The 12,594-nt window shown below is 64.6% G+C and carries 13 protein-coding genes; 4 read left to right on the plus strand and 9 right to left on the minus strand.

Going from position 1 to position 12,594, the window contains the following annotated elements:
* Window positions 1–2 precede the first annotated feature (2 nt).
* Genes ACFOMH_RS06955 through ACFOMH_RS06965 form a run of 3 tightly spaced genes read right to left on the minus strand, consistent with a single transcriptional unit; the run spans window position 3 to window position 2,737 of the window.
* Entirely contained in the window at window positions 3–1,292 is a 1,290-nt protein-coding gene (locus ACFOMH_RS06955) for a TRAP transporter large permease (RefSeq protein WP_377743495.1), read from the minus strand.
* Complete coding sequence (locus tag ACFOMH_RS06960; protein ID WP_377743496.1) at window positions 1,289–1,747, minus strand: TRAP transporter small permease; 459 nt, start codon at window positions 1,745–1,747, stop codon at window positions 1,289–1,291. The genes ACFOMH_RS06955 and ACFOMH_RS06960 overlap by 4 nt, the downstream gene beginning before the upstream one ends.
* A gap of 9 nt (window positions 1,748–1,756) precedes the next feature.
* Window positions 1,757–2,737 carry a C4-dicarboxylate TRAP transporter substrate-binding protein gene (locus ACFOMH_RS06965; protein WP_377743497.1) on the minus strand — a complete coding sequence of 327 codons (981 nt, stop codon included), beginning with the start codon at window positions 2,735–2,737 and terminating at the stop codon, window positions 1,757–1,759.
* Window positions 2,738–2,871: 134 nt separating this feature from the next.
* On the opposite strand from ACFOMH_RS06965, the gene ACFOMH_RS06970 reads away from it, so the two are divergent.
* The gene (locus tag ACFOMH_RS06970; protein WP_374426205.1) at window positions 2,872–3,330 is read left to right on the plus strand and encodes a MaoC family dehydratase; all 459 of its coding nucleotides are present in this window, start codon (window positions 2,872–2,874) and stop codon (window positions 3,328–3,330) included.
* Window positions 3,331–3,407: 77 nt separating this feature from the next.
* Here ACFOMH_RS06970 and ACFOMH_RS06975 read toward each other — a convergent pair whose 3' ends face one another.
* On the minus strand, window positions 3,408–4,202 hold the full coding sequence (locus tag ACFOMH_RS06975; RefSeq protein ID WP_374426203.1) for an IclR family transcriptional regulator: 795 nt from the start codon (window positions 4,200–4,202) through the stop codon (window positions 3,408–3,410).
* Window positions 4,203–4,254: 52 nt separating this feature from the next.
* On the opposite strand from ACFOMH_RS06975, the gene ACFOMH_RS06980 reads away from it, so the two are divergent.
* Entirely contained in the window at window positions 4,255–5,418 is a 1,164-nt protein-coding gene (locus tag ACFOMH_RS06980; RefSeq protein ID WP_377743500.1) for a CaiB/BaiF CoA transferase family protein, read from the plus strand.
* Window positions 5,419–5,498: 80 nt separating this feature from the next.
* Here ACFOMH_RS06980 and ACFOMH_RS06985 read toward each other — a convergent pair whose 3' ends face one another.
* The 5 genes from ACFOMH_RS06985 to dctP all read right to left on the minus strand — a co-directional run bounded on the left by ACFOMH_RS06985 (window position 5,499) and on the right by dctP (window position 10,399).
* On the minus strand, window positions 5,499–6,665 hold the full coding sequence (locus ACFOMH_RS06985) for an extracellular solute-binding protein (protein WP_377743501.1): 1,167 nt from the start codon (window positions 6,663–6,665) through the stop codon (window positions 5,499–5,501).
* Window positions 6,662–7,549 carry an IclR family transcriptional regulator gene (locus ACFOMH_RS06990; RefSeq protein ID WP_377743503.1) on the minus strand — a complete coding sequence of 296 codons (888 nt, stop codon included), beginning with the start codon at window positions 7,547–7,549 and terminating at the stop codon, window positions 6,662–6,664. The genes ACFOMH_RS06985 and ACFOMH_RS06990 overlap by 4 nt, the downstream gene beginning before the upstream one ends.
* Window positions 7,550–7,558: 9 nt before the next feature.
* Complete coding sequence (locus tag ACFOMH_RS06995; protein ID WP_374426195.1) at window positions 7,559–8,827, minus strand: TRAP transporter large permease; 1,269 nt, start codon at window positions 8,825–8,827, stop codon at window positions 7,559–7,561.
* A gap of 3 nt (window positions 8,828–8,830) precedes the next feature.
* On the minus strand, window positions 8,831–9,334 hold the full coding sequence (locus ACFOMH_RS07000; protein WP_377743505.1) for a TRAP transporter small permease: 504 nt from the start codon (window positions 9,332–9,334) through the stop codon (window positions 8,831–8,833).
* A gap of 78 nt (window positions 9,335–9,412) precedes the next feature.
* Window positions 9,413–10,399, minus strand: a complete 987-nt coding sequence (gene dctP / locus ACFOMH_RS07005; protein WP_377743507.1) for a TRAP transporter substrate-binding protein DctP — start codon at window positions 10,397–10,399, stop codon at window positions 9,413–9,415.
* A 179-nt stretch (window positions 10,400–10,578) separates the two neighbouring features.
* On the opposite strand from dctP, the gene ACFOMH_RS07010 reads away from it, so the two are divergent.
* Together ACFOMH_RS07010 and ACFOMH_RS07015 are read left to right on the plus strand one after the other, a co-directional pair.
* Complete coding sequence (locus ACFOMH_RS07010; RefSeq protein ID WP_377743509.1) at window positions 10,579–11,364, plus strand: enoyl-CoA hydratase/isomerase family protein; 786 nt, start codon at window positions 10,579–10,581, stop codon at window positions 11,362–11,364.
* A 15-nt stretch (window positions 11,365–11,379) separates the two neighbouring features.
* On the plus strand, window positions 11,380–12,579 hold the full coding sequence (locus ACFOMH_RS07015; RefSeq protein WP_377743511.1) for a CaiB/BaiF CoA transferase family protein: 1,200 nt from the start codon (window positions 11,380–11,382) through the stop codon (window positions 12,577–12,579).
* Window positions 12,580–12,594: the final 15 nt, after the last annotated feature.

Here is a 12,594-nt window from a genome sequence, read left to right on the forward strand (position 1 = left end):
CGTCAGGACCCGTAGACCAGATTGGGCAGGAACAGGGTGATGAAGGGAACAAAGGTCACCAGCGCCAGCGAGATCATCATCGCCACGAACAGCGAAAGGCTTTTGCGGGTGAAATCGCCGACACTGACCCCGGTGATCGAACAGGTCGTGTACATCAGCGTCCCCACCGGCGGCGTGACCCCGGCAATGGTCAGGTTCAGCACCATCACCACCCCGAAATGCACCGGATCGATGCCCAGCTTGGTGATGACCGGCACGAAAAGCGGCGTCAGGATGATCAGCGCCGCGCCCCCTTCAAGGATCATGCCGATGACCACCAAAAGCAGGTTGATCAGCAAAAGGATCACATAGGGATTCTGCGACAGGACCAGCATGGTGTCGGCCAGCTTGCCGGGCAGGCGTTCCCAGGACAGGAAAAACCCGAATGCCTGCGCCGCACAGATGATCAGCATGATCACGGCGGTGGCGATCGCCGCCTCGCGGAACATGGCGGGGATGCGCCGGACCGGCAGCGCGCGATAGACGACCAGCCCGATGAACAGCGCATAACAGACCGCGATGGCCCCGGCCTCGGTCGGTGTGTACCAGCCGAAGCGGATCCCGCCCAGAATGCCCACCGGGATCAACAGGCCCCAGCCCGCATCCAGCGCGGCCCGGCCCCGCTCGGCCCAGCTGGCGGGGGTATCGCGCGAGGGGGGATAGCCCTCGGCCCGGCTGATGCGGCCGACCGCGATCAGCAAAAGCCCACAGATCAGCGCGCCCGGAACCAGCCCCGCGATGAACAGCCGCCCGATCGAGACATCGGCCAGAAAGCCGTAAAGAATGAGCCCGATCGAGGGCGGAATGATCGCGGTGATGATGGCCGAAAAGGCGGTGACGGCGGCGGAAAACGCCTTGTCATAGCCGCGCGCGGTCATTTCGGGGACCAGCACCGTGCTTTGCATCGCGGCATCGGCATTGGCCGATCCCGACATGCCCCCCATCAGCGTGGAAAGCAGCACGTTGACCCGCGCCAGACCGCCGATCATGTGCCCGACCATGGTATCGGCAAGCTTCATGATGCGGCCGGTGATGCCGGCCTCGTTCATCACCACGCCGGCCAGAATGAAGAAGGGGATGGCCAGCAGCGGAAAGCTTTCCGTGGCGCTGACCAGACGCTGGACATAGGTCTGGACCGGCACGCCCGCGCTGCCCATGAAAAAGACCAGCGCGCCGATGGCCAGGCAATAGGCGACCGGCGCGTTCAGCACCATCAGGATCGCCAGCACCAGAAACGGCAGGATATCGGTCATGATTTCGCACCCCGGTACAGGGTGATGGCGTCGCGCAGCGCGCCGACCGCCATCGAGGAAAAGCCCACGAAAACCGCGGCATGGGTGATCGAGGATGGCAGGCGCAGGACCGGCGTCGGCCGGTTCAGGCTTTGGATGCCGATCTTGACCGCGAGCCAGGCGATATAGGCCAGCGCAAGGGCCAGAAACAGCGACACCGCGCATGCGATCCCGCGCTGGACCGCCCCCGGCAACCGCGCGGTCACCAGATCGACACCGATATGCAGGTGCTGACGCGCGCCGGCGGCCGCGCCGACAAAGACGATCCAGGCAAAGCCCAGCGACGCCACCTCGCCCGACCAGACGGCGGGGCGGGGGGCGACATAGCGCGCCAGCACCCCCCATGACACCGCAAGGAACACCACCGCCAGGGCCGCCGCCGCGACATTGTCTTCCCAGTTCCGAAACATCCGCATCGCGACGTCTCAGTTGTCGAGAAGGGCGCGGACGGTATCGTGCAACCCCGGCGTCCAGTCGGGGAACTTGGTATAGACGACCTCGGTCGCGGCGCGCATCGCGCCCATGTCGACATCGTCGACAAAGGTCACGCCCGCGCCTTCAAGATCGGCGCGCAGGGTCGCCTGCGACTGCGTCACCAGCTCGGCCATGTATTTGCCCGCATCCTCGGCCGAGGTGACCAGCACCTGTTGCAGCTCGGGGTCCAGCGACTGATAGACGCTTTCGTTGATGATCGGCCCGGAATAGGCGATGAAATGGTTGGTCATCGACACGGTCTTGGCGCTTTCGTAAAGCTTGGACCCCCAAAGCGATGACAAGGGCGCCTCGGCGGCATCGACCACGCCCGAGGCCAGACCGGAATAGACCTCGGGCCAGGCCAGCGTCTCGCCGCGCGCGCCAAGGGCGGCAAAGGTTTCGATCCACATCACGTTCGGCGGCACCCGGATCGACACGTTCTGAAGGTCGGCGGGGCTGCGCACCGGCTTGTTGGCGATGATCTGGCGCCCCCCGAACAGCCAGTTCAGCGTCAGCACGCGGATCTGGTGATCGGCGGCGATCTTGTCGGAAATGCCCTTGTACCAGTCGCTGTCCAGCAGCTTTTGGAAATCGCCCGCCTCGTCAAGCAGATAGGGGGCGTTCAGAATGCCGAAATCGGGCACATAATCCGACAGATAGCCCGGGTCCGAAATCTGGACGATGGGCGCGCCCATGCGCACCTGTTCGTACATGTCCAGGTTCGAGCCAAGCTGCCCGGCGGGGAAAACCTCGACCGCGATGCGCCCGTCCGAGCGTTCCTTGACCAGTTCGGCAAAGCGTTCCGATGCAAGATGCATGGGTTCGGTGGTCGACAGCACATGCGTCACGCGCAGGGTCAGATCCTGCGCCTGAAGGGTCATGGCGGACAGGCCGAGAAAGGTCGCGGCCAGCGGCAGCACAGCACTTTTCATAGATGTCTCCTCCCGGAAAGATGTCTGGACCCCTCCTCAGGGTGACACAGATTGCGCTGGGGGATAGCAGCCGATATTTTACTTGTCAAATTATTTTCTATATATGAAATGGTCCGGGACGCAGAGGAGGACCCATGGAACGCGTGCGCTACTTCGAGGATTATGAGGTGGGCGAAGCCCGCGAGACCCTTGGCCGGACCATCACCGAAACCGATATGGTCATCCATGCCGGCCATTCGGGGGATTTCTTTCCCCATCACATGGATGCGGAATTCTGCAAGACACAGCCATTCGGACAGCGCATCGCCCATGGCACGATGACCTTTGCCATCGGCATCGGGCTGACCGCGACGGAAATCAATCCGCGCGCCTTTACCTATGGCTATGAGCGGCTGCGCTTTCCCCGCCCAGTCTTTGCCGGCGATACGATCCGCTCGACCGTCACCATCGGGCGCAAGGCCGAGGACCCAAAGCGTCCCCGTCATGGCCAGGTGGTCGAGATCGTCGAAACCCGCAATCAGCGCGGCGAGACGGTGATGTATTGCGAACATATCCTGCTGGCCGAACGGCGCCAGCCCGCCGACCCGGCGTGAGCGGGGCCGCGATGGGGCCAGCGAACGGGCCAATGTGCGGGGCGCGGCCTGTGCCGGATGTCGGCGCGGGCCGTCCCCTAGCGCCGCCCGGCCAGCGCGCCGCCCAGACCGCGGCTGATGGTGGCGGCGGCCTCGATCACCGCCTTGCGGCAATCCTCAAAGCCGATCGGATCGTCATAGCGTTCCAGATAGGGCACCGTCAGCGCGGCGGCCGCATGGCCGGAATGGTCAAAGACCGGGACCGAGATATTGACGATACCGCGCACGACAAAACTGTCGCGAACCTCGTGGCCATCGGCGCGGATGCGGGCCAATTCGGTTTTCAGCCCGCTTTCGGTCATCGCCGCCGGCAAGGGCACCCGGTCCAGAAAGGCGCGCAGCACGTCCTCGGGCTGATGGGCAAGGATCACCCGCCCGGACGAGGCGCGCCACAGGTCGATCCGGGCGCCCAGCCGCACGGACATGTTGTTGTTGCCGGGATTGTTGATCTGGCTGATGACCAGAATGCTGTCATCCGACAGGATCGCCAGATGCGCGGACTGGTTCACCCGGCCGGTCAGCTTTTGCATCACCGGTTCGGCCAGCGTCGTCAGGCGGCGGATCGGGGGCGTGCGGTGGGCGACCTCGAACAGGCGCGTGGTCAGCACATAGCGTTCGGTCAGCGCGCTTTGCGCGACATAGCCCCGTTCCTGCAACACCACCAGCATGCGAAAGATCTCGCTGACCGAGCGGGCAAGCCTGCGCGCGATTTCGGCCTGGCTCAGCCCGGCCTCTTCGTTGGCCAGCAGCTCAAGAATATCCAGTCCCTTTTCCAGGGCTGGCGCGGAATATTTCCGGGTCGGTTCGGCGGTCGTCTCGTCGGATCGTGTCACCTTGCACCTGTTTCCATGCCCAAGCAGGTGCATTTATATGCGAAGTGCGCCCATGCCAATGTTTGATACCGATCCCGCGCCGCTGGCCGGGCTGCTTGTCGTCGATCTGAGCCAGTTTCTGGCCGGGCCCTATGCATCGCTGCGGCTGATGGATCTGGGCGCGCGGGTGATCAAGGTGGAACGCCCGGGCGCGGGCGACCTGACCCGCAGCCTGTATCTGACCGATACCGAGATCGGCGGCGATTCGACGCTGTTTCACGCCATCAATCGCGGCAAGGAAAGCCTTGCCCTCGACCTCAAGGATGCGGATGACCGCGATGCGCTGATCCGGCTGATCGCGCGGGCCGATGTGGTGATCCAGAATTTCCGCCCCGGCGTGATCGAGCGGCTGGGCCTTGACTGGGACCGGGTGCGGCGGATCAACCCGCGCATCGTCTATGGCAGCATCTCGGGCTATGGCGAGGACGGGCCATGGGCCGACCGGCCCGGACAGGACCTGCTGGCGCAGGCGCGTTCGGGGCTGATGTGGCTGTCGGGGGATGCGGGCGACGCGCCGGTGCCGATGGGTCTTGCCGTGGCCGACATGTTCGCGGGCGCGACATTGGTTCAGGGCATTTTGGCCGGGCTGGTCCGGCGCGGCGTGACCGGGCGCGGCGGTCTGATCCAGACCAGCTTGCTTGAGGCGCTGGTCGATCTGCAATTCGAGGTTCTGACCACGCATCTCAACGATGGCGGGCGCAGGCCGGCGCGCGCCGCCCATGGTTCGGCCCATGCCTATCTGTCGGCGCCCTATGGGGTGTATCGCGCGGCGGATGGCTGGTTGGCGCTGGCGATGATGCCGGTGCCGCGTCTGGCCGATCTGATGGGTCTGCCGGTTCAGGATCGCTGGCGCGAGGATCCCGGATCGTGGTTTGCCGACCGTGACCAGATCCGCGCGCTGATCGCGGACCGGATCGCAGAGCGCCCGGTCGCCGAATGGATGGCGCTGTTCGAGCCGGCGGATATCTGGACGGCGCCGGTGATGGGCTGGCCCGAGCTTTTGGCCCATCCCGGCTTTGCCCGGCTGGGCCTGTTGCAGGACCTGCACGGGGGCGCGCGCGATGTGACCACCACCGCCGCGCCGCTCAGGGTCGATGGCATCCGCCCGCGTTGCCGCACCGCATCGCCCCGCGTGGGCCAGCACAGCGCCGCCATCCGCGCCGAATTCGGTCTTTGACGGGTGATCTTTGACAGGCGGTGCCGGACAAAGCGGGGGGACAAAACGGGCGGGACCCGAGGCCCCGCCCCATCGCGGGATCAGGCGCTTTCGGCCCGCGTCTGGTCGTAATGGGCATGCAGCTCGGCGATCAGCTGCGGCCGTGTCATCGCGCCTTGCAGCCATTGGTGACAGAGCTTTCCCGCCTCTTCGAAAAAGATCAGAAAGCCGTTCCAGCGCGGCCGCATATAGGCCTTGTCCAGCGTTTCGAGCGTGTCGCGAAAGAAATCGCCGGACTGGTCGTTGACGCGGGCGTCGGTCCAGGCGCTGCGCAGGCCCGGCTGGCCGCCGGCCTCGAAATAGGCGCCGCTTTGAAAGCCGGGACGGTGCAGCCAGCGCCCATAGGCAAGCGCGGCGTCGATATCGCGACAGCTGTGGGTGATCCCATAGCCCGCGCCGCCCAACAGCGCGCCGGCGCGCGGATCGGGTCCCGGCCCGGCGATATTGGTGGACCGGATCGGCCGCGCGCGGCCCTTGCGGGCATAGTTGGAATAGCCGAAGGCAAAGCTGGAATAGACGATGTCATCGCCCGAGGACATGGCGTCATAGCCCTGAATCGGGTTCCAGCCCAGCGAGCGGGGATCCGAGGCCGCGACCAGTTCCCCCATGCGGGCCAGGATCTCGTCCAGCGCATGCGGGTCGATGAAATGCGCCGCATCCTGGGCCGGGGCGGCGCCCAGATTGGCGGCAAAGGTGAACAAAAGACAGCTTGCGTCAATCGGACAGGCGGGCGTGACGATGGTTTTTCCCTGTTGCCGGGCGGTTCTGGCAAGGTCGAGAACCTCGGCAAAGCTTTGCGGCACCCGGGCACCAAGCGCGGCCATCAGGTCGGGACGATAGGCGGCGACATGCGAGGCGGCATCGGTCGGCAGGCCGAATATCTGTCCGCCGAAATGATAGGATTGCGTGGACTGACCCACGCTGTCGGCGCGCATCGCCTGAATCTCGGCCTCGGTCAGATGCGGTTTCAGGTCGATCAGACAGCCGGTGGCCTGCGCCTTGCCGGAAAACGGATGGTCAAAGATGATCAGGTCATAGCGTTCGGCCAGAACGTCGATCGGGGCCTCGCCGAAATCAAGCAGGCTGCGCTTGTCCCAATGGATTTCGATATCGGGGTTCTCGGCCATGAACTGGCCGGCCGTGCGCGCCAGACAGGTGAAACCGCGATCGTGATCCCAGGCAATGCCGCGCAGCGTTCTTTTGGTCATTTGGTCCTTGTCCTTTTGGGTTTTTCCCCGTCGCCGGCATCCGCGCGGCCCCGGGCATCGGTGCCTGTTCCGGCATCGGTTGCGGCCGGCCTGATCCAGCCCAGCGTGTGGCTGAGTTCGTCGGCGGTCGCGATCACCATGGGCAGGGTGCCGTCGATATCGACCCGGGACCGCGTCTGTCCCAGATAGGGAACGGTGACCGCCGCATGGGGCACGCCGGCATGGTTAAAGACCGGGCGGCTGATATTGACGACGCCGGTGACCGCGCTGCTGTCGCGGCATTCATAGCCCAGCCGGCGGGCATCGGCGAAACGCTGGCGCATGGCGTCGCGTTCGTCCTTGGGCAGATGCGCAAGATAGTGGTCCTGAACGCGCTGTTCGCTATGGGCGATGATGACGATGCCGGAACTGGTCTCAAGCACCGGGAACGAGGCGCCGACGCGCACCGCGTAATGCATCGCGCGCGGGCTTTCGGCCTGTGCAAGGATCACCAGCATGTCGCCGGCCAAAGCGGCCAGATGCGCCGATTGCTCGCTTTGCCGGGCCAGCGCTTCCAGCACCGGCAGCGCCGATTGGACCAGCCGGGCGGTGGGCGGGTGGCGGTGCGACATCTCGAAGAGTTTCAGCGACAGCGAATAGCGTTCGTCGCGTTCGTCCCGCGACAACAGGCCCAGCCGCTGCATGGCGACGATCAGGCGGTAAAGCTCGCCCATCGAACGGTCGAGCCGCGCCGAAATATCCGTCGCCGTCAGGCCGACCGGCTCGTCGGCCAGCAGTTCCAGAACCTCGACCGCCTTGGTCAGCGCGGGCACCGCATAGGCCGCGCTTGTGCCCGCCCCGCGTTTCGCGCCGCCGCCCGAGATGTTCTTGTCGTCGCCCGTCATCGTTTACCCCTAAAGATGTGCCAGCCATGTGCTCAGGAACGGCAACATAATCAGCAATGCGGCGACGAACAGATAGCTCAGGACATATGGCCAGACGGCGCGGGCGAAATTCGGGATGCTGACGCGGGTGATGGTGCAGACGGTGAACATCACCGTCCCGACCGGCGGGGTGATCCCGCCCAGATGCGCCATCAGCACGAAGACAATGCCATATTGCACCGGGTCGATGCCCAGCCCGTTGGTCACGGGCAGGAACATCGGCCCCAGGATCAGGATCAGCGCGGTGCCCTCGATAAAGATCCCGGCGACAAAGATGATCGCCGAAATCAGCACCAGCATGATCCTTGGATCGTCCGAGGCGGCCAGCATCGCCTCGCCGATGGTCTGGGGCACCCGCTCGAATGTCAGCATCCAGCTAAAGGCGGCCGAGGCGGCCAGAACAAGGATGATGGCGCTGGTCGTGGTCAGCGTCGAGCGCAGGGCCGCGCCGATCTGGGGCAGGCTCGCCTCGCGATAGATCAGGATGAAGACCGCCGTGTAAAGCACCGCGACCGCCGCCGCCTCGGACGGGGTAAAGATGCCCATGCGGATGCCCACGATGATCAGGATCGGCAACAGGATCGCCGGCAGCGCGCCGATAAAGGCTGGGCCAAGCGGCTTTGCGGGCGGTTCGGTGACCGGCGGATCCCAATGGTGGCGGCGGGCGATGAAATGGGTCTGCACCATCATCACCGCCGCCAGCAAGAGGCCGGGCACGATCGCGCCGGCAAACAGCCGCCCGATCGAGGTGTCGGTGACAAAGCCGAACAGGATCAGCCCGATCCCCGGCGGGATCATCGGCGCGATCAGCGCCGAGGACGCGGTCAGCGCCGCCGAATAGCTGATCGGATAGCCGCGCCGGGTCATTTCCGGGACCAGGATCTTGGACTGCATGGCCGCGTCGCCATTCGCCGATCCCGACATCCCGGCCAAAAGTGTGCTGAGCAGGATATTGGCCTGTGCCAGCCCGCCCGACATCCGCCGCGTCACCAGCGCGGCGAAATCCATCACCCGGCGCGTGATCCCCGAGATGTTCATCAACTCTCCGGTCAGGATGAACAGCGGCACCGCCAGAAGCGGAAAGCTTTGGGTGCCGGTGATGACGCGCTGTGCAAAGGCAAGGTCCATGATCGCCGGCTCGAACAGGACATAAAGCACCGAGAGCGCCAAAAGGATCATGCCGATGGGCAGGCCAAGAATGAGCAGGGCGACAAAGGCGATGCCGATGAACAAAAGCATGGCTTACCTTTCCCGCCCGGCGACGATGCCCGGCAATCGCAGCAGATAGATCAGGGTCAGGCCCGCGAACCCCGCCGGCAACGAGGCGTAAAGCCACCTGACCGAAATGCGCATCGACGGGATCTGCATCCCGGTGCGCAGGATCAGCCGATAGCCGATCCAGGTCATGAAGGCCGCAAGCGCGATCAGGATCAGCTGTTTCAGCACCATCAGGGCGCGCCGGAAAATGCCGTCGGGAACATCGCCCAGCACATCAAGGCTGATATGGGCGCCATCGCGTTCGGCGCTGAACAGCCCCAGAAAGACCACCCAGGCGAAAAGCAGCGTCGACAGGTCATAGGAATAGACGAGCGGCGCCTGAAACACATAGCGGGCGGCCACGGCGGCGATGACCAGCGCGGTCATCACCACCAGAATGGCGATGGCCAGCCAGGACAGCACCCGGTCAAGGACGGTTTCGATGCGGTCAAGACGCGAAAGACCGCTCTGCGTGGTGGGCTGGGTCATGGCGTTCCCTTTTCCCCGACCCCCGAAAGGACGCGGCAAGGCGGCTTTCGGGGCGGACCCGGTTGCGGGCCGAACGGTTCAGTTGCCGGTGATGATGGCGCGGGCGCGGTCGTAAAGCCCGTCCGACCATTCCGGGAAGGCATCGGCGATGGCCCCGGCGCGGGCGGCGAATGCCTCGCGGTCGACATCGCTGATGATGGTCATGCCATGGCCGGCCAGTTCCGTGATCCCCGCCTCATAGCTGGCGAGCGACAGCTGGGACATGGTTTCGCAGGCGCGGTCGGCCTCTTCCTGAAGGATGGTCTGTTGTTCGGGGGTGAGGGATGCGAATTGCGACTGGCTCATCACCAGGGGCGAGATGTCCAGAATATGATTGGTCTGGGACAGGTATTTCGCATGTTCGTAATGTTTCTGATCAAGGATGGCGTTGGGCGGGGCCTCGGCCGCGTCGATCACGCCCTGGGCCAATGCGCTATAGGCCTCGGGCCAAGGCATCGGGGTCGGGGCGCCGCCAAAGACCTTTTCGACCATTTCGGTATACATGGTGACCGGCTGAACCCGGATGCTGAGGCCCTTTGAATCCTCGGGGCCGCGCACCTCTTTGTCGCGGGTGTAAAGGTCGCGCACCCCGAAATGCAGATAGCAAAGGACCCTGGCATTGGCCTTTTCGGCGGCCTGCTGTTCCAGATCCTTGATCAGGTCGCTTTTCAGGAAAGTCTTGGCGGCGTCGTAATCGGGATAGAGGAAAGGATAGATGATGATCGAAAAGTCGGGAACGTAATCGGCGATGGTTCCGACGCCGACCTGACCGATGATGTCGCCGCCAAGGCTGATCTGTTCGGTGACCTGTGAGTTCTCGCCAAGCTGACCGCTGGGATAAAGCTCGATCTTGATCTCGCCGCCGGTGCGTTCGGCGACGGCGGCGGCCATCTGTTTGCCCCCTTCGTTGACCGGGTGGCTGGGCGAATTCATGTGGGCGAAGCGGATGGTGGTTTCGGCCGCGGCCGCACCCGACCAGGCAGCAAGCATCATCGCCGCCAGTGGCAGCGCAACTTTCGTCTTCATGGTTCTCCTCCTCGGCATCACACCGATCAACGTGATGCAATTCACAGTTTTCAGACTGGACATTTTGCATATGAGAATGCATTTTCATATAAGACAACGCGAGGAGGCGTTGTCAACAGTGCTGTGACGGGGATCGCCGGCCGTGCCTAAAGCCACAGGCCGCACGAGGTGGGGAACAGATGGGCCAGGAACTGGTATTGCGCCAAGGGATCGAACCGGGGGTCGAGATGTTGACCCTGAACCGTCCCGACAAGCTGAATGCGCTGTCGACGCCGCTGGTGCGCGCGCTTGAGGCGCATCTTGATGCGATTGCCGCCGACCGTTCGGTGCGCGCGGTCATCATCACCGGCGCCGGCGAACGCGCCTTTGTCGCCGGGGCGGACATTGCCGAATATCGCGGCCGCCAATCGCGGGCCTTTATCGACTATCAACGCGAAAGCCGGCGGGTGTTCTGCAAGATCGAGAAACTGCCGCAGCCGGTGATCGCGGCGGTGCGCGGCTATGCCCTTGGCGGCGGATTCGAAATCGCGCTGTGCTGCGACATCATCATCTGCGCGGCAAGCGCCCGGCTTGGCCTGCCCGAGGGGCTTTTGGGTCTGTCACCGGGCGGGGGCGGCACCCAGCGCCTGACCCGCTGCGTGGGCAAGGTGGTGGCCAGCGATATCATGCTGGCCCATCGCCGCATCACCGGCGAACGCGCCCATGCGCTGGGCCTTGCGGCGGAATGCGTGCCCGATGACGCCTTGATGGAGACCGCGCTGGAACGGGCGCGGGCGGTGGTCGCGGTGGCGCCGCTGGCCGCCGAAGAGATGAAGGCCGCGATCCGCGCCGCCGCCGAGACGCCGCTGGAGGCCGGGCTGACGCTGGAACAGACGCTGCTTTACCGGCTCTACAACACCGACGACGCCGAGGAAGGCATCAACGCCTTTCTGGAAAAACGCCAACCCGTTTTCACCGGGCGCTGAGCGCCGATTGGGGACATGATGCAGACCAAAGCACTGGAAGATGTGACCGTTCTGGATTTCAGCCACCTGTTGCAGGGGCCTTTCGCGACCCAGCTTCTGGCGGATATGGGGGCGAATGTGCTCAAGGTCGAGCGGCCGGGCGCGGGCGATCTGTTCCGTTCGATCACGTTTCGCAACAAGTGGCTGGGCGAGACGCGCGAAAGCCCGAGCTTTCTGGCCTGGAACCGCAACAAGCGCTCGCTGGCGATCGACCTCAAGGCGCCCGAGGCGCGCGATATCCTCTACCGGATCGCGGCGGATGTGGATGTGGTGGTGCAGAATTTCCGCCCCGGCGTGATGGAGCGCATGGGCTTTGGCTATGAGGATTTTCGCAAGATCAATCCGCGCATCATCTATTGCAGCGGCTCGGGCTATGGGACCAGCGGGCCCTATCTGTCGCGTCCGGGTCAGGACATGCTGATCCAGGGGCTGACCGGGCTTGCCGCCGCGACCGGACGCGGCGACGGGCCGCCGGTGCCGGTCGGTTCCGGCTTTGCCGATCAGGTCGGTGCGATGAACATGGTTTACGGGATCCTGACCGCGCTTTACTGGCGCGAACGCTCGGGCAAGGGACAGAATGTCGAGGTCAACCTGATGAGCGGCCTTTTGGCCCATCAGGGCCAGGAAATGCTGATGGCGATGAATTTCAACGAGGATTTCCAGCGTCCGAATTCGGGCATTGGCCATCCCGGCATGGATGCGCCATTCGGCGTCTATCCGACGCGCGACGGCTATGTGACCGTGGCGATGAGCCCGTTTCGCACGCTGGTCGGGGTGCTGGGCGATGACAGCCTGTTGGAATATGACGACCCCGAGCGGCTTTTCACCGAACGTGACGCGATCTGGAACAGGATCGCGGCCCTCACCATGGAATGGAACCGGCAGGACCTGATCGAGGCGATGCTGGCCGTCGATATCTGGTGCGGCGAGGTCAAGACCCATCTCGAGGCCGCGGCGGATCCGCAGGTTCGCCATCTGGGCGCCATCACCCATTACGATCACCCGACGGCGGGCCGGGTCAAGGTCGTCGGCCCCGCCGTCAAGCTGAGCGAGACCCCCGCCGCCATCGACCGGCCCGCGCCGCTGGTCGGGGAACATACCGCCGAGATCCTTGCCGAATACGGGTTCGACGATGCGGCCATCGCCGATCTTCGCGCGCGCGGCGTCACCGGCTGATCCCGGCGCGCGGGG

Source organism: Paracoccus mangrovi (genome assembly GCF_042648425.1).
In the GTDB taxonomy this organism is placed as follows: Bacteria; Pseudomonadota; Alphaproteobacteria; order Rhodobacterales; family Rhodobacteraceae; genus Paracoccus; species Paracoccus mangrovi.